The organism is Bacillus sp. bc15 (assembly GCF_900142585.1).
GTDB classification, from domain to species: Bacteria; Bacillota; Bacilli; order Bacillales; family Bacillaceae_G; genus Bacillus_A; species Bacillus_A cereus.
The window spans coordinates 100,558-125,716 of the sequence record NZ_FRBJ01000004.1; the positions used below are offsets into that span (position 1 = coordinate 100,558).

Genomic DNA, 25,159 nt, shown 5'->3' on the forward strand with positions numbered 1-25,159 from the left:
TCAAATGGTAGCAACAGTAGTAAATGTACAGGTGAAAAACGAAGAGAAAATCGAGACTGCGCCAAAGAAAGTAGTATTTGATACGAAAAACTTAAATTTATGGTATGGGGAAGACCATGCTTTAAAAGATATTAATTTAAGTATTCATGAGAATGAAGTTACAGCAATTATTGGTCCAAGTGGCTGTGGTAAATCAACGTACTTAAAAACGTTAAATCGCATGGTAGAGTTAGTACCGATCGTTCGAACTACAGGTGTAATTGAATATAGAGAACGCAATATATTTGATAAATCATATCCAGTTGAAGAATTAAGAACGCACGTAGGAATGGTGTTCCAAAAGCCAAATCCATTTCCAAAATCTATTTATGAGAATGTAGCATACGGTCCAAAAATCCATGGTATTCGTGATAAAAAGACATTAGATGAAATTGTTGAGAAAAGTTTACGCGGAGCAGCGATTTGGGATGAGTTAAAAGATCGTTTGCACGATAATGCATACGGTTTATCTGGTGGACAGCAACAGCGTCTATGCATCGCACGTTGCTTAGCTATTGAGCCAGACGTTATTTTAATGGATGAGCCAACATCGGCACTAGATCCAATTTCAACATTAAAAGTAGAAGAATTAATTCAAGAGTTAAAGAAAGACTTTAGTATTGTTATCGTAACGCATAATATGCAACAAGCAGCGCGTATTTCAGACAAAACCGCTTTCTTCTTAAGCGGGGAAGTTGTGGAGTATACAGATACAAACAAATTATTTACGACGCCTTCAGATAAGCGTACAGAAGATTATATTACAGGTCGCTTTGGTTGATATCGTTGCAAAGCTAAGAGAAAATGCCCTCTTAACAGAGGGCATTTCTTATTTTTATCTCACTTTAATAGGGAAGTAATACCTTCTCTTTATCTTAAAGTTTATTACAAGCGTAAGAGGTTATGTAGGAGGTTTATCCCGCTATTTGCGGGCAGTAAGACCCCACCTCAAAATTCAGCAAAAGCAAAGAAGTTAGGTGGGCGGGCGGCCTGTAAAAGCCCGATTGATGAGGGGTGATTAAAGTTTCACTTTGTATATAATGGCACATAATATTGAGGGGGAAGAAAAAATGGTAAGAGAACAGTTTCAAGGTGATTTAAAAGTGTTACAGCAAAAGGTGATTGAGCTTGGCGAATTAGCAAATGCGGCTTTATTGATTGCTATGGAAGGTCTGCATACAAGGGATGTAGAGAAAGCGTTAGAGGTCATTGATGGTGATTACCGTATGGATAATTTAGAAGAGGAAATAAACGATCTTGCGCTTATGCTCATTACGAAGCAGCAACCTGTAGCAAGTGACTTAAGAAGGATCTTTATTTCAATTAAAACAGCGACAGATTTAGAGCGTATTGCAGATCATGCTGTTAATATTGCAAAGGCTACAATTCGTCTTGGGGAAAAAGAAGTGGCTGTTAGTTTGCACAACCTGGATGAAATGTTTGCGGTTGCAAATAAGATGTTGCATTTAGCGTTAGAAGCATATGAACAAGAAAATTTAACTTTCGCGAAACAAATTGCTGAAATGGATGATTCCGTTGATGAAATATATGGAAAAGCAATTCGTGAGTTTATATCTTCAGTTCCGGAACAACCAGAAGCAATTACGCAAATTACACAATTATCATTTGTGGCGAGATATATTGAGCGTGTAGCAGACCATATTACAAATATCGCTGAAAATGTATTTTATTTAGTAAAAGGAAAGCATTATTTATTGAATGAGTAGGAATGAAAGTAGGTGATGAGAAATCACCTGCTTTTTTTAGTCAAAACATGACAAAAAAAGCTCGTTGTTTCCTTTAGTTTATGATGATAAGATGTATCATAATGTAATGGGAAAATTAGTATATATGTTGTTTGTTAATAAGTATTATTTATCAATTAATAGTAAGCGCTTTCTTGTCGTTTTAAACGTACGTTTTTATAGGTGGGAAATTTAATTATAGGGTCTTTTAAATGAGGATTCGTTTAACTTATCAAGTTTATGCTGCTAGTTCATGTGGGATAGAGAATATACATATGGTATATGGAGCTACTGAACATTATATAAGTGGAGGCTGAAGTATATGAAGGGGGTTATTTTAGCTGGAGGAAAAGGAAGACGCCTTAGACCATTAACATGTAATACTCCAAAGCCGATGTTACCATTATTAGAAAAACCAGTTTTAGAATACAATATTGAGTTATTACGCCAGCATGGTATTCGTGAAATTGCAATTACTGTTCAATATATGAGTAAGACGATTAAGCGATATTTTGGTGATGGTAGTAAATGGGGAGTTAACTTGTATTATTTTGAAGACTCTCCTCCGCTTGGTACAGCAGGGAGTATTAAACAAGCAGAACAATTTTTAGATGAAACATTTGTTGTAATAAGCGGGGATGCATTAACTGACTTTCAATTATCAGAAGGAATTAGGTTTCATGAACAAAAGAAAAGAATGGTAACAATGTTTGTGAAAGAAGTAGAAAATCCACTCTCATTTGGATTGGTTGTAATGAATAAAGACCAGGAGGTTACACGATATATAGAAAAGCCGGGCTGGAATGAGGTAGTATCTAATGTTGTGAATACAGGCATATATATTATGGAGCCAGAAATCTTTTCTTACATACCGCCTAGACAATTTTTTGATTTCAGTCATGATGTGTTTCCGTTATTGGCAAACAAAAATGTGTTATTCGCATATTTGTCAGAAGGTTATTGGTTAGATATCGGCACATTTAATCAATATCGACAAGCACAATTTGATTTGTTAACGAAAAAGTTACAAGTACCTATTCCTTATACGGAAGTATTACCGATGGTATGGATGGGAGAAGGGGTGACGATTGGGAAAGGGACAAAAATTCATGGCCCCTCTTTCATTGGAGAAGGAGCAAAGATTGGTACAGGAGCTGTAATTGAGCCATATTCTATTATTGGAAAAAATAGTATCGTTTCAAATTATTCTCATCTTCAAAAAAGTATTGTTTTTGCAAATGCCCATATTGGAAAGTATTGTGAACTATTAGAAACGACAATAGGAGAGCGTACAATAGTTGAAGATGACGTTACACTGTTTCAAAAAAGCATTGTAGCGGATCACTGTCATATCGGGAGAAGTACGATAATTAAGCAAAAAGGAAAACTATGGCCTTATAAGGCGATTGATAGTCATTCGATAGTAGGAGCGGCTGGTATTCAAGAGAGTGAAATGAGTGCAGGGTGGTTACAAAAAAGCCGCATTGTAGGAAGAGGGAATGTTGAAATTACTCCCCAGTTTATAGTGAAGATTGCGATGGCGTATGGCTCTCTTTTTACAAAAGGAGAAAGTATATTAATTGGAAGTCAAGAAAATATAGAAACAACCTCTTATAAAAATTTATTTTTACATGCTATTCATGGTATAGGGATTCATACGATGGAATGCAAAGAAATGAACGAGTCACTTTTTCAATATAGTGTTCATCATTTGCAATGTGCAGGTGGGGTTTTCATTCAAGTGGAGAATGAGAATGAGATTGTTATAAAGTTGTATGGTCAAGCTGGCATGCCGTTAACGTATAAGCAGCAAAAAGAGATAGAACAAGTATATATGTCCGAATTATTTTATTACGTGCATGAGAAAGAGATGGGGCGAAATAAGCTGGTTCATGTTTCTATGAATGAGTATATAGAAGTTATATTGGGGCATATTGATATCGAGAAAATACAGATGCAGAAGTTTCATCTTCTTATTAATAAGAGAAATGATACGTTGCAACATTTACTTATGCTCTTTCTACAAAGACTTGGTTGTACAGTTACATGGATTTATGCAAGCGAACAAAAAGATCATGTGAAAGCTTTGATGAAATCAAGTAAAGCGAATATGGCTCTTATGTTTTCTGAGCAAGGAAATCATTTCGAGTTATACGATAAACATAGTAATATTTACCAGGGTACAGATTTGGAAGAGGTAGCTATTCCAGATTTCTTACTCGAATCTACAGGAAATATTTACCCAATGTCTTTGAAATTAGGAGAATGTTATCTTCTGTTTTATACGCAGGATGAAAGGAAGTCGTTTCAAGTAAGGTGGAAGCGAGATATTTTATATCGAATTGGAAAATTATTTGAGCTAATAGCATTGCAAGGAAAAACGTTTCTCAGCATAGTAGAGCAATCACCTCCGCTCTATTTACTTTATGATGAAGTGGTATGTTCATGGAATGAAAAAGGGAAAATTATGAGGAAATTATTGGATGATATTGAAAGGAAGGGAGAAGGTATATTTGAAGGAGTACAGTTCAAATATACTGAAAAAGAGTGGTCTTATATCGTTTCTGACACAAAACAACCAAAATTTTTAGTGTATTCACATGCTAGAAACCCAGTAATAGCAAGGGAAAACATGAAAAATCTTATAGAAAAAATTAGACAATATCAAAAGGTGTAGAATTTTTATTTTAAAAGTGGTATTATAGTATAGTCTGATTTAAGTTATTAGTACTGGAGGGAAATAAGAATGCGTGTGAATATTACTCTAGCATGTACAGAATGCGGAGATCGTAACTATATCTCAAAGAAAAATAAACGTAACAACGCTGAGCGTATCGAGCTTAAAAAGTATTGCAAGCGTGACAAGAAGTCTACGTTACACCGTGAAACAAAGTAAGCAGTAGGAATATTTTCCTACTGTTTCTTTTTTTATTCGATTCCTATGTTAAAAGTGATACACTATCATCATAGAGTAAAGTGTCACTGTAAGGAGGAGAATGTGTGAAAGAAGAGAAAGTGCGTTTGCGTAAACAAATAATAGAACACATGAATTCTTTATCAGAAGAACAATATACAACTTTATCAGAACAGATTGCATTTTCGTTGTATGCGCAAAAAGAGTGGGTTGAAGCTAAAACAATTGGAATTACTCTCTCAATGGAAAATGAAGTGAATACATATCCTATTATCGAAAAAGCTTGGGAAGAAGGAAAGAAAGTTGTAGTTCCTAAGTGTAATAAAGGAACAAGAACGATGTCCTTCCGGAAAATTAGTGATTTTGATCAATTAGAAACGGTGTATATGAATTTACGTGAACCGATTCCGGGACTTACGGAAGAAGTGAGTGCGGATGACATTGATCTTCAAATTGTGCCAGGCGTAGCTTATACAGAGCGAGGAGAACGGATTGGATACGGCGGGGGCTATTATGATCGTTATCTCGTGCATTATAAAGGGAAAACGCTATCATTAGCATATGATTTTCAAATGGTAAAACACATTCCGGTAGAGCCATTTGATAAAAATATAGAAAAAATTATTACAGAAAAAGGAACAATGCTTATAAATGAGCTTGTATAGACAAATAAAAATTGACGAGACTTTTTCTTCTTGATTATAATAAAATATGTGAACGTTTTCTTATTATAATTTTTATAGTAAGTGAGCATAGAGGGTGATGAAATGGTATCTATTTATGATATTCAGCAATTGCTAAAGAAATTTGGTACGATTATTTATACGGGAGATCGAATTGCAGATTTACAATTAATGCAAGATGAATTGCGTGAATTAAATCAATCACAGCTAATCGATCCACAAGACTATCAAACAGCTTTATTTTTATTGAAGCAAGAAATTCAAAAAGAGCTAAATAAGAATTAGATAAAGGTAGGTAAGCAACATGGAAGAGAAATGGTTAGTTGGTGTTGACCTTGGTGGTACAACGATTAAATTAGCATTTATTAATGTATACGGCGAAATTTTACATAAGTGGGAAATCCCTACAAATACAGGTGAGCAAGGAAAACATATTACACTTGATGTTGCGAAAGCAATTGATAAAAAGCTAGAAGAATTAGGCGAATTGAAGAGCAAGTTAATTGGTATTGGTATGGGAGCTCCTGGCCCTGTACATGTGGCATCTGGAATGATTTATGAAGCGGTTAATTTAGGGTGGAAAAACTATCCGCTAAAAGATTTATTAGAAGTAGAAACAGGATTACCTGTTGTTATTGATAATGATGCAAACTTAGCAGCGCTTGGTGAAATGTGGAAAGGTGCTGGTGAAGGTGCAAAAGATTTAATCTGCATGACACTTGGTACGGGCGTTGGTGGTGGTGTAATCGCCAATGGTGAGATTGTACACGGCGTGAGTGGTGCTGCTGGTGAGATTGGACATATTACAGTAGTTACAGAAAATGCTTTCCCATGTAATTGCGGGAAGTCTGGTTGCTTAGAAACAGTAGCATCTGCGACAGGTATTGTACGTGTTGCTATGCAAAAAATACAAGAGACTAATAAAGAAAGCATGTTGCGTTCTATGTTAGCTGAAGAAGGACGTATTACATCAAAAGATGTCTTTGAAGCACTTGGACAAGGTGATGAATTAGCAGGCGAAGTAGTAGAAAAAGTAGCTTCTTATTTAGGGTTAGCTGTAGCGAACCTATCTAGTACGTTGAACCCAGAGAAAATTGTTATTGGTGGAGGCGTGTCTAAAGCTGGAGATGCGCTATTAGAACCAATTCAACGCTATTTCGAGCAATACGCTTTCTCACGTGCTGTAAAGAGCACGAAGTTAGCTATTGCAACACTTGGTAATGATGCAGGTGTTATCGGAGGAGCTTGGCTTGTAAAAAAGCACAAATACGAAGCGAAGATGATATAAGTTTTGAAATATGAAAAGAGGAAGGGGGAACCCTTCCTCTTTTTGTGTGAAATCTCGATGAAGAATAAAGTGTAAACGAATTAAGCTGCTGGTGGATACCCGTTATAAAGAACAGTCATGATCGTAAACCATCCGAAAACGAGTACAGTTGCAATTGCAAAGCCGCTCGCGAAAAAGTTTTTTTCACGAAGTGTTCTAAGCGTAGCAAATACAGCTAACAGAGTGACAAGTGTAAAAATAATAACAAGGCCCATGCAATATCCTCCTCTGTCTACCCATTTCTTATTATGAGTTTTTGGAATATTTACTCTTTTATATTGTACATGTTTTAAAAATGATTGTCGAGATAGCATCCTTTCTTTTCCTAAGAGAAAGAAATGTTGTATCATTAAAAGTAAGTTTAATAACTGGAGGAGATTTTCATATGAAATGGATACAAATGCCGTTAGGCCCATTACAAACAAATGCTTATATTTTAATGAACGATCAAAAAGAGTGCATTATCTTTGACCCTGGGCACGAAGGTGAAAAGCTCGTTACATATTTACAAGAAGAACAATTAAAACCATTGGCTGTTTTATTAACGCATGCTCACTTTGATCATATCGGTGCTGTTGATGCGGTAAGAGACGCTTTTCATATTCCTGTATACGTACATAAAGAAGAAGCAGATTGGTTAGGAGATGCAACTGTAAACGGCTCTCAAATTTTTATGATGAACCGCAGTATTACAGCAAAACCAGCGGATCATATTATTGATGCAGAAGGTACATTAACAATTGGATCATTTAATTTTGAAATTTTTGAGACGCCAGGACATTCTCCAGGAAGTATTTCTTATTATAGTAAAGAGGCAAATGCTGTATTCTCAGGAGATGTATTGTTCCAAATGAGCATTGGAAGAACAGATTTGCCTGGTGGAAGTTTTGCTGAATTAATTGGAAGTATTGAAGAGAAATTATTTGTATTACCAGATGAGACAGCGGTGTTATGTGGACATGGTCCAGAAACAAGCATTGGTTTTGAAAAAGAAAATAATCCGTTTTTACAATAAGGAGTCATTATGGGAATGGAGCTCATTTTAAGAGAATGGATGGGGAAAGAAAAGGATTATTCAATTTCATATAGTTCGTATATGAACCTTGTATTGTATACAGAAGGTCATGGATATTATATGAAAGAACGTGAAAAGATTGGAAGACAAGGGGATTTTTTTACAAGTAGCAATGTATCCTCTGTTTTTGCAAAAACTTTTGCTAAACTTTTTATTCGTCTTGTTGAAAATGGTGAAGTTGCTTCGAATATTTGTGAGGTTGGTGGGGGAACTGGAAAGTTTGCCTATGATGTTTTACAAGAATGGAAGCAATTATCTCCAAAAACCTTTATTGATTTAAACTATTCAATGATTGAAGTGAGCCCTTTTCATAGGAAATTACAGCAGGAGCAACTTGGCTCATTTTCTAATGTATCGTACTATACCTCCTATAGTGAAATGGGAGATTCTTTCGAGGGAATTCTCTTTTCGAATGAGTTGTTTGATGCATTTCCTGTTGAAATAATTGAGAAAAGAAATGGTATGTTGTATGAAGTACGTATTACATATACAGAGGAAGGAAACCTTTCAGAAGTATGTAGGCCGTTAGATAAAAGAATTGGTCGATATTTATTGAAATATAATATTCATATTGCTGAAGGGCAACGTTTTGAAGTACCAATTGTGATGGAGGAGTATATAAAAGAAATCGCGAAATGGTTTCAAAAAGGTATATGTATTACAGTTGATTACGGATACACAAAAGAAGAATGGATGCATCCAGCACATCGTGAAGGAAGTTTGCGAGGTTATTATCAGCATAAGCTAATACGTAACCCACTAGCGCATCCAGGTGAAATGGATCTTACTACTCATATTCATTGGGACGAGCTAAAGGAGATGTTTAGTATGCAAGGAATGAGTGCAGTATGGCATAAGAAACAATCTGAGTTCTTGTTAGCTGCAGGGATATTAGAACAGCTTACGAGCCATCAAGATATGAATCCTTTTTCTGAAACGCAAAAACAAAATCGAGCAGTTCGTTCTATGATTTTGAATGGAGGAGTAGGGAGTGCGTTTGATGTTGTTATACATACAAAAGATATGCAACATTTACATTTGGAGCGGTATGTAACAATATAAAAAACAAGACACAGTATATACTGTGTCTTGTTTTTTAATACGACTTATGTAGTATTATATATTTCCTCTCATGATATATATTTATATTAAAGATATGAGATAAAAAATATAGAATACGTTCTTTTTCTTCGATTATTAGTCCCTAACCTAATAATACGCGAACGAGTTGAATTATTGTTTCGTTCTCTACTTTGTAATAAATTTCTAATCCTTTTCTTTCACTAGAAACGATTTTAGCGCTTTTTAATTTTGCTAAATGCTGTGAAATTGTAGATTGTGGCATGTTTAAGCCAGTGTACATTGTAGAAACGTTGCTTGGACCGCGCTCAATTAATCCTTTTACGATACATAAACGAACAGGATGAGCCAGCACTTTTAATAATTCTGCATTACTTTCATATAGTTCTAATTCTTTTTGAAAGGTTTCTAACATGTTCTTTTCCACCTCCGTGTGAGCTATTATACCATACTATACATACCAAAAATTTAAAGAAAAGAAAATAGTTGTTGCAGAAAAAAAGTCCTAAAGTAAAGAAATTGTAAGAAAAGAGACCATGATGTAAATAAAATAGGTAAATTAGCACGTTTTTGTAAAATGACATTTTTGGGTGAAAATTTCGATGCGTTTTAAAAATTGAAAGATATAGATATATTTGTAACACAATTTTATCATGATTTTCTTATTCTTTCAAATGAATATACGAAATTTTTAAAATAATATGACAAAGGAATTATAATGATATATATAGAATATAAAACAGGTTAAAAGAAAAGAAGCTGAATGTAATTCGCTTCTTTATGGTGATAATGAAATATTTGATTACGGCTGATAAATCTTAGGATAATCAAGTCATTAGTCATTTATTCTAAAATTCATCTTTTAGCAACGTTAAAAATCTGTGATTCCATATGTTCTCGTAAAAATCAATTGTCTCTTTTGCGGACATAAAAGGATTATTCAACGTAGAGGTTGTTTTCTGTACCATAAAGTTTTCGTATCCCAGTCCGTGGGCAAACTTAATCGTAGCATCCATACAGTACTCTGTTTGGGCACCGCAAAATTCAATGCGATTTACAGATAATTGATCTAAAATTTCTTTTAAGTTTGTTTTATAAAATGAATTTGCATGTGTTTTTCTTACAAAAAAATCTTGTTCTTGAACATCAAGATCGGTATGAATAGCCCAAAGTTCTTTCTCGGGTACTAAATCATCATCACAATGTTGAACAAAAAGGATTGGTTTATTTGATTTTCTGTATGAAGAAATTCTTTTATTTACTTTTGTTAGTAAGTTCTGTAAATCAAATAAATGCTCTCCGCCATAACATACGCCATTTTGTAAATCGATAACGATTAAAATATCTGCACAAGTATCCATTATTTTTACCCCTTTTTATTTCTTAATATATCAATTAATCCCTTATTTAGAAATAGATGATATACTTTTATTTTTTATGGACTATAAGAAAAATTTCAAATGACTATAACTAAATCGCATAAAAAGAAGATATGAAAACCTATTCTCATATCTTCTTTTTTCTCTATGCATTTACAGGTTCTTCTACATAAGAAAGGGCATTTTCAAAATCGGATATTAAATCGTTAACATTTTCAAGACCGACTGATAACCGAAGTAATGAATTAGAGATTCCTCTTTCATCACGAGCTTCTTGCGACAGTGCTGCATGTGACATTTTTGCTGGATAAGAAAGAATTGACTCTACAGCTCCTAAACTAACTGCAAAAACAGGTAATTTTACTTTTGATAAAAATTGGCGGAGTGCATCTTCTGACTGCAAAGTAAATGATAAGACTGCTCCAGCTGATGTTGCTTGAGATTGTTGAATATCAAATCCGAGATGTGTTTGTAATCCCGGATAATAGACATTTTGTACTTTAGCGTGCTCTTGTAAATAATGTGCAATTTTATTGGCATTTTTAGCTGAATGCTCGAGGCGTACGTGCAATGTTTTTAGACCGCGAAGTACGAGAGAACAATCTTGAGGTCCTAAAATAGCGCCGAATGCATTTTGTAAAAATCCAAGCTTTTGAGCGAGTTCTGCATCTTTTACTACTGCTAATCCGGCAGTAACATCACTATGCCCAGCAATAAATTTTGTGGCACTATGAAGAACAACATCAGCTCCAAGTTCAAGTGGTTTTTGGAATAGTGGTGTCAAAAATGTATTATCAACAAAAGTAAGAGCCCCAATAGATTTTGCAAGTTTAGAAACCTCGCGAATATCTGTCACCTTTAAAAGTGGATTAGAAGGTGTTTCTACATAAAAGAGCTTTGTATTTGGTTTAATGCTTTGTTTTATTTCTTCTAAATTGGTCATATCAACAAATGTATGTGAAACACCGTAACGGGAGAGTACCTCAGTTATCACTCGGTAAGTGCCTCCGTATACATCTTCTGAAATGAGTACGTGATCACCTTGTGAAAGAAGGAGGAATGCAGTGGAAATCGCTGCAATGCCTGATGCAAAGGCGAATCCCTTTGTTCCACCTTCTAATAAAGCGATGATATCTTCAAGAGCTTCACGAGTTGGATTTCCTGACCTGCTATAGTCATATTTTCCGAACGTATCTACATCAAACTGGTGAAAAGTTGATGTGTTATAGATAGGAACGTTCACAGCTCCTGTTTGCGAGTCATGTTTATATTGGTTGTGTAGTAAGAGTGTATCTATAGAATAACTCATATTCTTACACCTTCTTTTACAAGTTTAATGGCTTGCTTTAAGTCTTGAATTAAATCGTTACTATTTTCAATGCCAACGGAGAATCGAAGAAGACGATTACATACACCGTTTGCTGTTCTAATTTCTTCAGGAATATCAGCATGTGTTTGCGTTGCTGGATAAGTCATTAAACTTTCTACACCACCAAGACTTTCGGCAAATGTAATTAAGGATAAAGATTGTAAGAATGGATTAATCCAAGCTTCATCTTTAAGGCGAAATGAAATCATGCCGCCTCTTCCAGGATAAAATACATCTGTCACCCCGTCTTCATCATTTAAATATGCAACAACTGCTTTCGCATTTTCTTCATGCTGTCTCATGCGAAGCGCTAACGTTTTCATACCGCGAATTAATAACCATGAGTCAAATGGGCTTAAAACTGCACCTGATGCATTATGATAATGAGCGATTTCTTCACAAAGTTCCTTTCCTTTTGCAATGACAAGTCCGCTTAGTACATCGTTATGTCCCCCTAAATATTTCGTTGCGCTGTGAAGTACAATGTCAGCACCTTCTGTTAATGGTTGCTGTATATAAGGTGTGTAGAATGTGTTGTCTACAATAAGAAGTAGTCCGTGCCTTTTCGCTACAGTTGCGACAGCAGCAATATCAGTAACTTGCATTAATGGATTAGTTGGAGTTTCTATGAAAATAGCCTTCGTTTCAGTTGTGATAGCTTGCTCAATTTGTTTAATAGACTGTGTATTTACGTATCTACATCGAACATTCCACTTTTTTTCATGTTCAGAAAATAATCGATACGTTCCACCGTATAAATCTTCAGATACAATAAGTTCGTCTCCAGAGCGGAATAGAGAAAGGACGAGGAGAACAGCCGCCATCCCTGAACTACAGGCATAACCTTGTTCGCCATATTCTAAGTCTGCGATTGCCTGTTCTAAAAGACCTCGAGTTGGATTGCCAGTTCGTGAATAGTCAAAGCCAGTAGATTTACCAATTCCTTCATGACGATAAGCGGTTGAGAAATAAACTGGTGGATTAACCGTTCCAGTTGTAGTTTCACTGCGATTGCCGATTTGTGCTAGTTTTGTTTCGATTGTTGACATGTGAAAATTCCTCCTTTTTAAATTGAAACATTAAGTGAATATAAAATAAAAAAAGCCTTCTAAGAAGAAGGCTTTCGGTTTGAATAGAGTCTTCTTCTCATCTGTCAAATCTTTCACAATTTGCTGGAATTAGCACCTTATTAACAAAATGTTAATGGTTGCTGAGGCGTCACAGGGCCAGTCCCTCTACCTCTCTAGATAAGAATGTTCGTATGAAATTTTTATTATGTTTTTAACTTTACAACAAAAGATAATTGAATTGCAACTTTATTTTAAATAATTTTTATTTTTCCGCAAGTGTCATTGACTTTTACTTTTGTGCATGCTAAATTTATTTAAAAAATTAACAAACATTGTTAAAAGGGGAACGCATTTCCTTTTAGCTACATAAATAAAATAATAAAGACAACTCTTATTGAGAGCGGTGGAGGGAAAGGCCCTGTGAAACCCGGCAACCTTCAAACGAAATGTTTGAAACGGTGCTAATACCTGCAAAACGAATGTTTTGCATAATAAGAGGAGGAACGATTATGTCCCCCTCTTCAAAGTGAAGAGGGGGTTTTTATATTGATAGAAATGAGGGAGATTCGTGAAATTACTAGATTTATTATCAAAAGGAATTGTAATAGGTGATGGTGCGGTTGGGACGTTATTGCATTCACATGGCTTGCAAAGTAGCTTTGAAGAATTGAATGTATCTGATCCAGACTTAATTATATCGATTCATAAACAATATGTAGCTGCTGGAGCAGATGTAATTCAAACGAATACGTATGGAGCAAATGAGGCGAAATTACGTATGTACGGCTTAGAAAATCAAGTTACAGAAATTAATAGAGCGGCAGTAAAACTGGCGAAAGCATCTGTTACAGATAAAAATGCAATTTTAGGAACAATTGGTGGTATGAAACATATCGGAGCCGTTACAACGACTGATATGGAAAGGGAGTTTATGCTACTTGAACAGGCAGGGGCTTTACTAGAAGAACAGGTTGATGGATTACTATTAGAAACTTTTTACGATGAATTTGAATTACTTCATGCTGTTAAAGTATTGCGTAAGCAAACGAACATTCCAATTGTTGCTCAATTAGCGTTACATGAAGCAGGTACGACTCAAAATGGAAATGATGTTAATGAAATATTAAAGCAACTTATAGATTACGGTGCAAATGTTGTTGGATTAAATTGTCAACTAGGGCCGCTTCATATGACGGAGGCTTTCAAAATGATATCGATTCCGCAAAATGGCTATTTATCAGCATACCCAAATGCAGGTCTCCCGAATTATGTGGAGGGACGTTACGTATATGAGGGAAGCCCAGCTTATTTTGAGGCGATGACGCCGAGATTTATTGAGCAAGGTATTCGGTTATTAGGTGGTTGTTGTGGTACGACTCCAGAACATATTCAAAGTATGAAGCACGCTGTTGCGAATGTTACACCTGTAATAGAAAAAGACACCATTCAAAGGCCGAAAGTTGTTCATACGCATGAGAAACGTTCGAAGGCTCACGTCACTCTAGCAGAGAAAGCGAAAAAACAAACGACAGTTGTAGTGGAATTAGATCCACCGAAAACGTTAGATACACAGCGGTTTTTTGAAGGAGCAAGAGCTTTAAAAAGAGCGGGAGCAGATGCTATTACTCTAGCAGATAATTCATTAGCATCGCCTCGTATTTCTAATATGGCAATGGGTGCGTTATTAACGAAGCATGATATCCCGGTATTGACACATTTAACGTGTAGGGATCATAACGTCATTGGACTACAATCTCATTTGTTAGGTTTATCGGCGTTAGGGATGGAAGAAGTGTTAGCTTTAACTGGTGATCCAGCGCGCGTTGGTGATTTTCCTGGTGCAACTTCTGTATACGATTTGTCCTCTATTGAGCTCATTAAAATGATTAAAGAAATGAACGATGGACGTTCAATTTTAGGGAAATCAATTGGACCGGCGACAAGGTTTTCTGTAGGCGGCGCATTTAATCCTCACGTGAGGCACTTAAAAGCAGCGGTTAAGCGAATGGAACGAAAAATAGATGCTGGAGCGGAATATTTTTTAACTCAGCCAATTTACGATATCGCGTTAATTGAAGAAGTGTATGAAGCGACAAAGCATTTGGAACAACCTATTTTTATTGGAATTATGCCGTTAGTAAGTAAGCGGAATGCAGATTTTCTTCATTTTGAGGTACCGGGTATTACTCTTCCAGAAGAAATAAGAGAGAGAATGGATGGACACGAAACGAAAGAGGCGGCAATTGAGGAAGGGATTCGCATTTCGCAAGAATTGATCGACGCAGCGATGAAATATTTTAATGGTATTTATCTTATTACACCATTTTTAAAATATGAAATTACAGAACATCTTGTTAAATATGTAAGAGAAAAGCAAGAAGTGAAAGAAGGTATTAATTGATGAAGTGTATAGAAGAAAAATTACAAAATAGCATTTTAATATTAGATGGTGCAATGGGAACAATGATTCAGCAAGAGGATTTAACTGCTGAAGATTTCGGAGGAGAAGAGTACGAGGGCTGTAATGAATATTTAGTAGAAACAAGACCAGACGTTATTTTAAAGATTCATAAAGCTTATATTGAAGCTGGAGCGGATATTATTGAAACAAATACATTTGGGGCAACGAATATTGTACTAAGTGATTATGAGCTGTCTCATTTAGATGAAGAACTAAATGAAAAGGCAGCACTTTTGGCGAAGCAAGCTGTTAAAGAAAGCGGTAAGGAAGTATATGTTGCGGGAGCGATGGGGCCAACAACGAAAGCAATTAGTGTTACTGGTGGTGTGACTTTTGAAGAATTGATTGAGGCTTATACAAGGCAGGCACGAGGATTATTAAAAGGAGAAGTTGATGTATTACTCGTTGAGACGAGTCAAGATATGCGTAACGTGAAAGCAGCTTATATTGGAATTCAAGCTGCTTTTGAAGAACTGAAAAAAACGGTTCCTATTATGATTTCAGGAACGATTGAGCCAATGGGAACGACTCTGGCTGGGCAAACAATTGAAGCTTTTTATTTATCAGTAGAACATATGAAACCATTATCTGTTGGGTTAAATTGTGCGACTGGTCCGGAGTTTATGAGGGCCCATATTCGTTCACTATCTGATTTATCGGAGTGTTACATTTCTTGTTATCCAAATGCAGGTCTTCCTGATGAAGATGGACATTACCATGAGTCTCCATCTTCTCTCGCTGAAAAGGTGAAGCGATTTGCTGAAGAAGGATGGGTTAATATTATCGGTGGTTGTTGTGGCACGACACCAGAACATATAAAAGCAATGAAAGAAGCACTAGCATCTCTTAAGCCTCGTGACCATCATGAGAGAGAAGGACATGGAATTAGTGGATTAGAGGCACTGCAATATGATGAGTCTATGAGACCGTTATTTGTAGGTGAAAGAACGAATGTTATTGGATCACGTAAATTTAAACGATTAGTAGCAGAAGGGAAATTTGAAGAGGCTGCTGAAGTGGCAAGAGCGCAAGTGAAGAAAAATGCTCATATTATTGATATTTGTATGGCAGATCCTGATCGTGATGAAATAGAAGATATGGAGAAATTTTTGACAGAAGTTACGAAAGTGTTAAAAGTACCGATTATGATTGATTCAACGGATGAAAATGTTATGGCAAGAGCACTTACTTATATTCAAGGAAAAGCTGTTATCAACTCTATTAATTTAGAAGATGGAGAAGAGCGTTTTGAAAAGGTAACACCGCTTCTTCGTAAGTATGGTGCTGCAATTGTAGTTGGTACAATCGATGAAGATGGTATGGCAGTAAGTGCTGAAAGAAAATTAGAAATTGCAAAAAGAAGTTACGAATTATTAACGACGAAATATGGGATACGCCCGTCAGATATTATTTTTGATGCACTTGTGTTTCCAGTAGGGACAGGTGATGAAGAATATATTGGTTCAGCGGCAGCGACTATAGAGGGCATTCGCCTTATTAAAGAAGCGTTACCAGAGTGTTTAACGATTTTAGGTGTAAGTAACATATCATTTGGTTTACCACCGGCTGGACGTGAAGTATTGAATTCCGTCTTTTTATATCATGCTACGAAGGCTGGATTAGATTACGCGATTGTTAATACGGAAAAATTAGAACGCTATGCGTCGATTCCAGAGGAAGAAAAACACCTTGCAGATGCATTACTGTTTGAAACGACGAAAGAGACGTTAGAAGAATTTACAAACTTTTACCGAGTCGCTAAAAAGAAAGATGTCGTTGTGCAAGAAACGTTAACGCTAGATGAACGACTAGCAAATTATATTGTAGAAGGTACGAAACAAGGATTACACGAGGATTTAAGTCTTGCACTTAAAGAAGGAAGAAAACCTCTTGATATTATTAACGGTCCGCTTATGACAGGGATGGATGAGGTAGGACGACTATTTAATAATAATGAACTTATTGTTGCTGAAGTATTGCAAAGTGCCGAAAGTATGAAAGCTGCTGTAAGTTATTTAGAGCCACATATGGAATCTAGCGATAGTGCAAAAAAAGGGAAAGTATTATTAGCAACTGTAAAAGGTGATGTGCATGATATTGGGAAAAATCTCGTTGAAATTATTTTAGCGAATAACGGATATGAGATTATTAATTTAGGAATTAATGTACGTTCGGATCGAATTGTTCAAGAAGTACAAGAAAAGAAGCCGGACATTATAGGCCTTTCAGGTTTATTAGTAAAATCAGCGCAACAAATGGTAACGACTGCTGAAGATTTAAAAGCAGCAAATATTGATGTGCCCATTGTTGTAGGTGGTGCAGCGTTAACGAGAAAGTTTACAGATAATCGAATTTCACCATCATATAAAGGGCTCGTTTGTTATGCGAGTGATGCGATGACGGGGCTCGATATTATTAATAAGCTTCAAAAAGAAGAAGAGCGTGAGAAGATGAAACAGGATAAAAAAGAACGTCATCTTCATATCGTAAAAAAAGAGGAGAAGAAAGTAGAAATTCCAACAGTAATTGAGCCATTACCGAAGGCTGAGGTTATGGTGCCTGATTCAACAAAACGAATTGTATTACGTGATATTCCGGCTCTTCATCTCGCTCCATTTTTAAATAGACAAATGCTACTTGGGCATCACCTTGGATTAAAAGGAAATGTGAAGAAGCTTTTGAAAGAGGGAGATAAGAGAGCACATGAATTAAATGATTTAATAGATGAATTATTGCAGGAAGGACAATCTTGGTTAAAGCCGAAAGCAGTGTATCAATTTTTCCCAGCGCAAAGCGACGGACAAAACATTGTAATATATGATCCAGAAAATCATACGCGTGTTATAGAGCGTTTCACATTCCCTAGACAAGGAAAGGCTCCCTATCGTACTTTAGGCGATTATTTGCGCCCAATTGGAGATGAGATGGACTATGTTGCTTTCTTATCTGTTACGGTTGGGGAAGGAGTTCGGGACATTGCTGAAGAGTGGAAGGCGAAAGGTGATTACTTACGTAGTCATGCCATTCAATCGTTAGCGCTTGAATTAGCAGAAGGACTTGCTGAAAAAACACATATGCTCATTCGTGACCGCTGGGGCATTCCAGACTCACCTGAACTGACGATGGAAGAACGTTTTCGTACGAAATATAGAGGAATACGCGTGTCATTTGGTTATCCGGCGTGTCCAGAACTTGCAGATCAAGAAAAGCTATTTCGCTTAATTCATCCAGAGGAAATAGGTATTTCATTAACAGAAGGATTCATGATGGAGCCAGAAGCGTCCGTAACGGCTATGGTATTTTCTCACCCTGAGGCAAGATATTTTAGTGTATTATAGTCTAGAAGGGGGAGACGTATGAAGAAAATAGTCTTTACAGGTGGCGGTTCGGCAGGACATGTAACACCTAATTTAGCCATTATCCCATATTTACAAGAAGACAACTGGGATATCTCTTACATTGGTTCTCATCAAGGTATTGAGAAAACGATTATAGAAAAGGAAGGCATTCCCTACTATAGTATTGCGAGTGGAAAGCTACGTCGTTATTTTGATTTGAAAAATATAAAAGATCCTTTTCTTGTAATGAAGGGTGTTATGGATGCGTATGTAAGGATTCGAAAACTAAAACCAGATGTGATTTTTTCAAAAGGCGGTTTCGTATCTGTACCAGTCGTAATTGGAGGATGGCTAAATAGAGTACCAATTTTATTACATGAATCTGATATGACGCCAGGACTAGCAAATAAAATTGCGCTTCGTTTTGCTTCGAAAATATTTGTTACATTTGAAGAAGCAGCGAAACATTTACCGAAAGAAAAAGTAATATATACGGGATCTCCTGTACGTGAAGAAGTGCTGAAGGGAAATCGAGAAACAGGTTTAGCATTTTTAGGTTTTTCACGTAAAAAGCCAGTTATTACGATTATGGGAGGTAGCTTGGGCGCGAAAAAAATTAATGATACTGCTCGAGAAGCATTACCAGAACTTCTTAAAAAGTATCAAATTGTTCACCTTTGCGGAAAAGGTAACCTTGATGAAAGTTTACAAAATAAAGAAGGATATAGACAATTTGAATATGTACATGGAGAACTGCCAGATATATTAGCAGTAACAGATTTTGTTATTTCACGCGCGGGCTCCAACGCAATTTTTGAATTTTTAACATTACAAAAGCCGATGGTTTTAATTCCATTATCGAAATTTGCAAGCCGTGGAGATCAAATATTAAATGCAGAGTCCTTTGAAAGGCAAGGGTATGCCTCCGTATTATATGAAGAAGATGTAACTGTAAAATCTCTTATAAAGTATGTCGAAGAATTGAATCAAAATAATGAGAAGTATAAAACAGCACTAAAAAAATATAATGGAAAAGAAGCAATTAAAACAATCATTCAAAATATTTCAGAGGCATGATGAAACAATCATGCCTCTTTTAGTAGGGTGAAAGATTCCAAGAATTGATATTTTTATGTTACAATAAAGTGAAACTTTAATCAGTTGGGGGCATCCTCCATCTAACTTCTTTGCTTTCACTGGAATTTGAGGAGGGGGTTTTACTGCCCTCAAATAGCGGGATAACAAATGGGTTAATAGGGAAATTCCAATTAATGAAGCGTGAAAATACGAATGGATTAGGAGTGACTGTGTTGGAGCTAAGTCTCTATGAAAATACTGCACTTATTATATGCTTTGTGTTGTACGTTGGTAGTGTTATTGTTTATATTTCAAGGAAATTTTCGCAAGAAAGAGAGCTTGAAAAATCAGAGATAACAGCTGAACTAGAAATGTTAGCTGATGAAAGTTATAAAAAACAAAAAATAAAAGAAGACCATGAAGCATCCCATCATTTAAACGCAAATAAGTTTTAAAGATGGGGATTTTTTTTGAAGTTGTTATTTATTATAGCTATAACAAATAACGCTAAAAAGGAGTTTCCCGATACATAATGAAGGATTGTATATAAATGAATTTTTATATCGCCTCAGGTTTCCAAAATAAACATCTTGTATGTTCCGTAGCAAATGAACTGAAACATGCAGGATGGCACCATACATATGATTGGACCAAAAACGAAAGAGCAGTGAATCAAGAACAATTAAGAGAAATTGGTCAGGCAGAAAAAAATGCTGTAAAAGAAGCGGATGTGTTTTTACTTATATTAGATGGCGGAAACGGGAGCCATACAGAGTTTGGAATGGCGATTGCACTAGAGAAAACGATATATGTATATCATGCAGGAAACCCGCTCCAAACAACGTTCTATCACTTGCCAGAAATAAATATTTTTGAAGGAGATGTAGCTGAGTTTGCATCTTATGTTATGAATCATGTGAAATAATAGTAACTACCTAAAAGGTTATAAAAGTGATCTTTTGGGTACAGTGATGATAAGAAACGTATATAAAGGAGTACATAATATGAAATTAGAAAATGGATGGGAAACGAGTTTTTTAGAAGTCGTACAAAATAGTGAATTTAAGAAAGAGGCACTTCTTAGTCAATTGCTTTGTCAGGATAGTGAAGAAGTAGAAGAGCTTGTGGATGATTACGGCTACGAAGAACTTGTTGAACGTGAACATGATGATGAGTTAGCTGAAATCTTAGGAGAAGAACTTTTTAGTGAGATGGAACGCCAAGTATTCTTATCTTCAAACCCAGAAGAAAAACTTATTGCATTCGTCAATGGATTAGGTTTTCATGTGTTAGATTGGATCGTTCTTCTTGAAACAGAATTTGGCATTGATAGTGCAAACTTTACATCAGATGCTGTAAAGGTGTTAGAAAAGCGTTTCAGACAGTTTCCGTACATAGAGGACAATACAATTTTTGATATGACATTTGGAGAATCGATGGATGTATTAGAATCTGTTACAGGATTACAACTAAAGGAAAAGATGAACATATAATGAAAAAAGAACGTGATTCAATCACGTTCTTTTTTTACATAATAATAATTTTATCATCTAGTTTTGTCTGCCCGGTAAGAAGTGCGTTTAAATATTCCACTTTTCTTATACAAGCTTGTATATGTCTTTCAACCTCTTGTAACTCTGCTTGGTGATGTGTTTCAATTGGATGAATTTGTACGTTGAATTTTTCAAATTGACTACTATATGTTATTTCTGCATAGCCGCTCATAATATCGGTTTCGTTATGAAATAAAAATTGCCTCGTTTTGTCACAGAATGATACATCCTGAAAGCCATATACTTTTAATGCTTCAATTACTTTTTTAATCATTTTTGTATTCATTTTTTTAACCCTCTTTACGAAGTTCTACTTTTATATTATAACATAAAAAATTACATAGAAAGCGCTTCCAAGTGTATTTTATTATAAACTTTACGTTTCGATCACAAAAATGAAACAAAGAAAAAATAATTGTAAAGAAGGAAGGACTCTTTTATTGTTTCGTCATATATATAGAGAAATAGTGCAATGAAAGGAAATTTTCCGAGGTGGAGATCGTATTTCCAATTTGAGCGCAGTAAAAGAGGTGAGAATCTTGAACTTTGATATTGTAGGACAAAAAGCATATATAAAAGATGGACCGCATCGGAACCGAATTGGAATTGTAAAGAAAAACGAGACAAAATTAGCATCGCAGTTTGCTATTGTAATTGGAGAACAAATTATTGATGTAGAGCTAAAGGATATCGTGTTAGTTGGAGTAGACGTAGGACAATTTCATAAATGGTGCGAACAAAATGGTTATTTGTGAAAAGGACGGGCTGTGAGATAATGAAATATATTTGAGGAAAGAGAATATATTATTGTATTCTCTTTTTCTATGTTTAAGGAGGCGAAAATGAAATATAAAGAACAGGAGTTTACGTTGGAGTTAAAAGAGAACATTCAATGTATGGAGAAGGAAATAGAGCGAATGTCACTTAAATTGTATAAAGAGTATTCGCATTTATACATAGAAAAAAACATGGAATTAGATATGGGATTTGCAAGAGAAAAAGAGAATCCCTTTGAGGTGGGTTATTATTCAACAGCTGCTATAGCTATATTAGATGAAGAAAAAGAGATGATTAAATTTCACAATATTCCAATTTAGGAATGTGAAAGAATCTTTTTAGGAATGCCAATTCAATCAAACATTTTGGGTAGTAAGAAAGTAGGAGAACTCGCTGATGAATCTTGTTATGAGATTGAGGAAGAGTTAAAAGAGCAATTAGAAGAATACTTGGAGTGATAATTCTCAAGATAAGATCTATAAAGAGGGAACGGAATAAAAAAGACGCTAACAATTGTATGTTAGCGTCTTTTTTTCATTATGAAGCAATTTCACCAGTTTTTGTATCATCTTGATTGTACGTATCTTGATCTAATTCACCAAGCCATTTACTTGAAATAAGACCTGCTGTCATAGAACCACTTACGTTAAGAGCTGTACGACCCATATCGATTAATGGCTCAACCGAGATAACTAGAGCAACAATACCGATTGGTAAGTTCATTGTAGATAGTACGATTAAAGCTGCGAATGTTGCACCGCCACCAACTCCGGCAACACCGAATGAGCTAATAGCAACAACAGCGATTAAAGTTAAAATAAATTGTGGTTGTAATGGATCAATTCCTACAGTTGGAGCGACCATCATTGCAAGCATTGCTGGATAAATACCTGCGCAACCGTTTTGTCCGATAGATACCCCAAATGAAGCTGCGAAGTTTGCAATTCCTTCGGAGATACCAAGCTTTTCTTTTTGAGCTTCAATATTTAATGGCATCGCACCAGCACTAGAGCGAGATGTGAATGCAAAAGTTAGTACAGGGAACACTTTTTTCAAATATTGAATTGGATTTAAACCAGACAATGCAATTAATAATAAGTGAATGATAAACATTACGATAAGTGCTACATAAGAGGCTAACACGAAGTTACCAAGCTTTAAAATAGCATTTATATCGCTACCAGCAACTGTTTTTGCCATAAGAGCTAATACGCCGTATGGAGTAAGGCGTAAAATTAATGTTACCATACGCATTACGATTGCATATACAGCATCAAGCATTTTCTTAAATAGCTCTGCTTGTTCTGGATATTTTCGTTTTACACCTATAAAGGCAATGCCGATAAAGGCTGCAAATATTACGACAGAGATTGTTGATGTTGGACGAGCGCCTGTTAAATCAAGAAACGGATTTGTAGGCAATAGCTCTAATAATTTATCTGGAATTGTTGTCTTTTCAATAGAAGTAAATCTTTCTTCAACTAGTTTCAGACGAGCAGATTCTGCATCACCTTGTTGCAAGCCTGTTGCAGATACATCAAATCCTGCACTTGCAGCGATACCGACAGCTGCAGCGATTCCTGTAGTAAGAATTAAAATTCCGATAATAAGACCACTAATTTTACCAAGGTTTTTCGTTAACTGTAATTTTGTAAATGCTGAAATAATAGATACTAAAATAAGTGGCATAACGATCATTTGAAGTAATTTCACATAACCGTTACCAATTAAGCCAAACCAAGTATTTGATTCAATAATTACTTTAGAAGTTGGCTCATAAATGAATTGTAATATAAGACCGAATAAAATTCCGACTCCTAAAGCGGTAAATACACGTTTATTAAAAGATACATGCTTACGTTGCATATAATATAATACGCCAACTAAGATGAGCATGACTGCAACGTTAATTCCGACAAGCAGTGTATTCATGTTGATTCCCCCTAATTCCAATCTGTTATATAGAATATAAGGTAATAAAACCTATAAGTCAACTAGGAAATTCCGGGATTAAAAAAAAGATGGCAAAATGCCATCTTTTAATGTCCAGCCCCAGGGACAAGTAAAAATGTCGTGTAGTATGTAAATCCTATGAAGAAAACAGTTAAATATGCCCCGAATACGTATATATACATACGCTCTGTTAATTTTAAATAGCTTAAAAGTACGAAGAAACCTGTTTGTCCTAAAAATAGTAGTGCAGCCTGTTGCATATCTCCTACGTAAAACATAACCGAGAAAATTCCAGTCCAAAAGCCGAGAACGCGAAACATGCGATCCATGCTATTTCCCTCCTTTTCTAGAAAAAGTAAAACCTCTTTTCATTATAGTTTATTTTTCTTACTATTGTAAATATTCGTTCATATAAAAAGAAGCCAATTATTATTGGCTTCTTTTTATATGATAAATTAAATTGTTAGTTTATAATTACAAGATTTACATCCATCTAATAGACTATCATGTCGAGTTAATTCCATGTTAGGGAATAGGATTTCAAAAATGCCTTTCATCATATCTCCGTGCATGTTACAAATTTCAGTTGGATGATGAACAGCAACTTCTTTAAATGGACAATTGTGTACATCATAGAAAATTTTTGTTCCATCTGCACTTAATTCAAATGCAGGTGATAAGCCGGCTGTTGAGAAAGCTTCTTTTGCAATTTGAACTTTTTGCTCTACTGTTAAAGCATCTTCACTCACATTTAAACGTTGCATATGTTGTTGCATTAATTCGGCCCCGAATTGTTTTCCTGTTTCGTATAGCGCTTTTTCACCAGCAGCGCCAAGGCTAAGTAAAGAATTAAATGCTATTCTTGCTAACAATTGATAATCACGGAATGGAAATTGCAATTGAATAACATCTTCAGATAAGACATATAATCTGCTTGGTCTTCCGCCTTTTCCAGTTTTCTTCGTTTCCGATTTAAGCATATGAACATCTTCTAATTTAGATAAATGTAAACGCGCTACGTTTGGATGAATATCGAATTCATCTGCAATTTCTTGTACAGTTACGTAACTATGTTTTTGCGAAATATATTTATAAATGTAATAACGAGTTGGGTCAGCTAAAACACCTGTAATTTTTAAAGCTTGTTCCATGAGGATCTCCACCTTTATCACTTTATCCAAGATAATAACATTATAATACAGATAAACATGAGTATAGGTAATTTCAGACAATAATTCAGAAATTGTTCATAATTTCACAAACATATTTTTCCTTTTTGTTCTAGTGAAAATACAAAATTCCAAATTTTTATTGTGCAT

25 protein-coding genes, 1 pseudogene and 2 riboswitches are annotated in these 25,159 nt (G+C 35.4%); of the genes and pseudogenes, 17 read left to right on the plus strand and 9 right to left on the minus strand.

All coding sequences use genetic code 11. From position 1 onward, the window contains the following. Nucleotides 1–4: 4 nt before the first annotated feature. From pstB to glcK, 7 genes are all read left to right on the plus strand, one after another. The gene (pstB, locus tag BUA87_RS16090) at nucleotides 5–820 is read left to right on the plus strand and encodes a phosphate ABC transporter ATP-binding protein (RefSeq protein WP_000226681.1); all 816 of its coding nucleotides are present in this window, start codon (nucleotides 5–7) and stop codon (nucleotides 818–820) included. Between the two features lie 289 nt (nucleotides 821–1,109). Beyond that, nucleotides 1,110–1,766 carry a phosphate signaling complex protein PhoU gene (phoU, locus tag BUA87_RS16095; protein WP_000251246.1) on the plus strand — a complete coding sequence of 219 codons (657 nt, stop codon included), beginning with the start codon at nucleotides 1,110–1,112 and terminating at the stop codon, nucleotides 1,764–1,766. Between the two features lie 340 nt (nucleotides 1,767–2,106). After that, the gene (locus tag BUA87_RS16100; protein ID WP_000679290.1) at nucleotides 2,107–4,461 is read left to right on the plus strand and encodes a sugar phosphate nucleotidyltransferase; all 2,355 of its coding nucleotides are present in this window, start codon (nucleotides 2,107–2,109) and stop codon (nucleotides 4,459–4,461) included. 69 nt (nucleotides 4,462–4,530) lie between these two features. After that, nucleotides 4,531–4,680, plus strand: coding sequence for a 50S ribosomal protein L33 (gene rpmG, locus BUA87_RS16105; protein ID WP_001265616.1), 150 nt, complete (start codon nucleotides 4,531–4,533; stop codon nucleotides 4,678–4,680). Nucleotides 4,681–4,784: 104 nt separating this feature from the next. Next, complete coding sequence (locus tag BUA87_RS16110; RefSeq protein ID WP_000656861.1) at nucleotides 4,785–5,363, plus strand: 5-formyltetrahydrofolate cyclo-ligase; 579 nt, start codon at nucleotides 4,785–4,787, stop codon at nucleotides 5,361–5,363. A 102-nt stretch (nucleotides 5,364–5,465) separates the two neighbouring features. Further along, nucleotides 5,466–5,666 carry a YqgQ family protein gene (locus tag BUA87_RS16115; protein WP_000253699.1) on the plus strand — a complete coding sequence of 67 codons (201 nt, stop codon included), beginning with the start codon at nucleotides 5,466–5,468 and terminating at the stop codon, nucleotides 5,664–5,666. 19 nt (nucleotides 5,667–5,685) lie between these two features. Further along, nucleotides 5,686–6,669 carry a glucokinase gene (glcK, locus tag BUA87_RS16120; RefSeq protein ID WP_000391701.1) on the plus strand — a complete coding sequence of 328 codons (984 nt, stop codon included), beginning with the start codon at nucleotides 5,686–5,688 and terminating at the stop codon, nucleotides 6,667–6,669. 80 nt (nucleotides 6,670–6,749) lie between these two features. Here glcK and BUA87_RS16125 read toward each other — a convergent pair whose 3' ends face one another. After that, entirely contained in the window at nucleotides 6,750–6,923 is a 174-nt protein-coding gene (locus BUA87_RS16125) for a DUF2759 domain-containing protein (protein WP_000524852.1), read from the minus strand. 170 nt (nucleotides 6,924–7,093) lie between these two features. Between BUA87_RS16125 and BUA87_RS16130 the strand changes: the two genes are divergently transcribed. Together BUA87_RS16130 and BUA87_RS16135 are read left to right on the plus strand one after the other, a co-directional pair. Continuing rightward, nucleotides 7,094–7,723 (plus strand): MBL fold metallo-hydrolase, encoded by a 630-nt coding sequence (locus tag BUA87_RS16130; protein WP_000871225.1) that lies wholly within the window; start codon nucleotides 7,094–7,096, stop codon nucleotides 7,721–7,723. Nucleotides 7,724–7,732: 9 nt separating this feature from the next. Next, nucleotides 7,733–8,845 carry a class I SAM-dependent methyltransferase gene (locus BUA87_RS16135; RefSeq protein WP_072940231.1) on the plus strand — a complete coding sequence of 371 codons (1,113 nt, stop codon included), beginning with the start codon at nucleotides 7,733–7,735 and terminating at the stop codon, nucleotides 8,843–8,845. A 142-nt stretch (nucleotides 8,846–8,987) separates the two neighbouring features. On the opposite strand, the gene BUA87_RS16140 is transcribed toward BUA87_RS16135, so the two are convergent. From BUA87_RS16140 to metI, 4 genes are all read right to left on the minus strand, one after another. Continuing rightward, nucleotides 8,988–9,278, minus strand: a complete 291-nt coding sequence (locus tag BUA87_RS16140; RefSeq protein WP_000894377.1) for an ArsR/SmtB family transcription factor — start codon at nucleotides 9,276–9,278, stop codon at nucleotides 8,988–8,990. Nucleotides 9,279–9,711: 433 nt separating this feature from the next. After that, complete coding sequence (locus BUA87_RS16145; protein WP_071713580.1) at nucleotides 9,712–10,224, minus strand: cysteine hydrolase family protein; 513 nt, start codon at nucleotides 10,222–10,224, stop codon at nucleotides 9,712–9,714. A gap of 163 nt (nucleotides 10,225–10,387) precedes the next feature. Then, nucleotides 10,388–11,551, minus strand: coding sequence for a cystathionine beta-lyase (gene metC / locus BUA87_RS16150; RefSeq protein WP_023523020.1), 1,164 nt, complete (start codon nucleotides 11,549–11,551; stop codon nucleotides 10,388–10,390). Continuing rightward, nucleotides 11,548–12,660 carry a cystathionine gamma-synthase/O-acetylhomoserine thiolyase gene (gene metI, locus BUA87_RS16155; protein WP_000103887.1) on the minus strand — a complete coding sequence of 371 codons (1,113 nt, stop codon included), beginning with the start codon at nucleotides 12,658–12,660 and terminating at the stop codon, nucleotides 11,548–11,550. Before metI ends, metC begins: the two co-directional genes overlap by 4 nt. Before the next feature lie 94 nt (nucleotides 12,661–12,754). After that, nucleotides 12,755–12,865: riboswitch (SAM riboswitch) on the minus strand. 204 nt (nucleotides 12,866–13,069) lie between these two features. Beyond that, nucleotides 13,070–13,179, plus strand: a riboswitch (SAM riboswitch). 70 nt (nucleotides 13,180–13,249) lie between these two features. Here metI and BUA87_RS16160 point away from each other — a divergent pair. From BUA87_RS16160 to BUA87_RS16185, 6 genes are all read left to right on the plus strand, one after another. Then, complete coding sequence (locus BUA87_RS16160) at nucleotides 13,250–15,082, plus strand: bifunctional homocysteine S-methyltransferase/methylenetetrahydrofolate reductase (RefSeq protein ID WP_000770353.1); 1,833 nt, start codon at nucleotides 13,250–13,252, stop codon at nucleotides 15,080–15,082. Then, a complete protein-coding gene (gene metH / locus BUA87_RS16165; protein ID WP_072940233.1) occupies nucleotides 15,082–18,480 on the plus strand; it encodes a methionine synthase in 3,399 nt (1,132 codons plus the stop codon). Before BUA87_RS16160 ends, metH begins: the two co-directional genes overlap by 1 nt. 18 nt (nucleotides 18,481–18,498) lie before the next feature. Next, nucleotides 18,499–19,557, plus strand: coding sequence for an undecaprenyldiphospho-muramoylpentapeptide beta-N-acetylglucosaminyltransferase (murG, locus tag BUA87_RS16170; protein ID WP_072940237.1), 1,059 nt, complete (start codon nucleotides 18,499–18,501; stop codon nucleotides 19,555–19,557). 194 nt (nucleotides 19,558–19,751) lie between these two features. After that, the gene (locus tag BUA87_RS16175; protein WP_000817964.1) at nucleotides 19,752–20,012 is read left to right on the plus strand and encodes a DUF3966 domain-containing protein; all 261 of its coding nucleotides are present in this window, start codon (nucleotides 19,752–19,754) and stop codon (nucleotides 20,010–20,012) included. 95 nt (nucleotides 20,013–20,107) lie between these two features. After that, nucleotides 20,108–20,482 carry a nucleoside 2-deoxyribosyltransferase gene (locus tag BUA87_RS16180; RefSeq protein ID WP_001012331.1) on the plus strand — a complete coding sequence of 125 codons (375 nt, stop codon included), beginning with the start codon at nucleotides 20,108–20,110 and terminating at the stop codon, nucleotides 20,480–20,482. Between the two features lie 79 nt (nucleotides 20,483–20,561). After that, entirely contained in the window at nucleotides 20,562–21,050 is a 489-nt protein-coding gene (locus BUA87_RS16185; RefSeq protein ID WP_000764263.1) for a hypothetical protein, read from the plus strand. A 34-nt stretch (nucleotides 21,051–21,084) separates the two neighbouring features. Here the strand turns inward: BUA87_RS16185 and BUA87_RS16190 are convergent, their stop codons facing one another. Further along, a complete protein-coding gene (locus tag BUA87_RS16190) occupies nucleotides 21,085–21,396 on the minus strand; it encodes a hypothetical protein (protein ID WP_001093240.1) in 312 nt (103 codons plus the stop codon). A gap of 253 nt (nucleotides 21,397–21,649) precedes the next feature. Here BUA87_RS16190 and BUA87_RS16195 point away from each other — a divergent pair, with 253 nt between their 5' ends. Beyond that, the gene (locus BUA87_RS16195) at nucleotides 21,650–21,865 is read left to right on the plus strand and encodes a DUF3912 family protein (protein WP_001008326.1); all 216 of its coding nucleotides are present in this window, start codon (nucleotides 21,650–21,652) and stop codon (nucleotides 21,863–21,865) included. 87 nt (nucleotides 21,866–21,952) lie between these two features. Next, a pseudogene (locus BUA87_RS31855) lies at nucleotides 21,953–22,345 on the plus strand (hypothetical protein). Nucleotides 22,346–22,424: 79 nt separating this feature from the next. Here BUA87_RS31855 and BUA87_RS16205 read toward each other — a convergent pair. The 3 genes from BUA87_RS16205 to BUA87_RS16215 all read right to left on the minus strand — a co-directional run bounded on the left by BUA87_RS16205 (nucleotide 22,425) and on the right by BUA87_RS16215 (nucleotide 24,991). Next, on the minus strand, nucleotides 22,425–23,819 hold the full coding sequence (locus BUA87_RS16205) for an L-cystine transporter (protein ID WP_001094344.1): 1,395 nt from the start codon (nucleotides 23,817–23,819) through the stop codon (nucleotides 22,425–22,427). Between the two features lie 107 nt (nucleotides 23,820–23,926). Next, a complete protein-coding gene (locus BUA87_RS16210) occupies nucleotides 23,927–24,169 on the minus strand; it encodes a DUF2626 domain-containing protein (RefSeq protein WP_000375619.1) in 243 nt (80 codons plus the stop codon). Between the two features lie 126 nt (nucleotides 24,170–24,295). Further along, nucleotides 24,296–24,991, minus strand: a complete 696-nt coding sequence (locus BUA87_RS16215; protein WP_000434107.1) for a helix-turn-helix transcriptional regulator — start codon at nucleotides 24,989–24,991, stop codon at nucleotides 24,296–24,298. Between the last annotated feature and the right edge of the window lie 168 nt (nucleotides 24,992–25,159).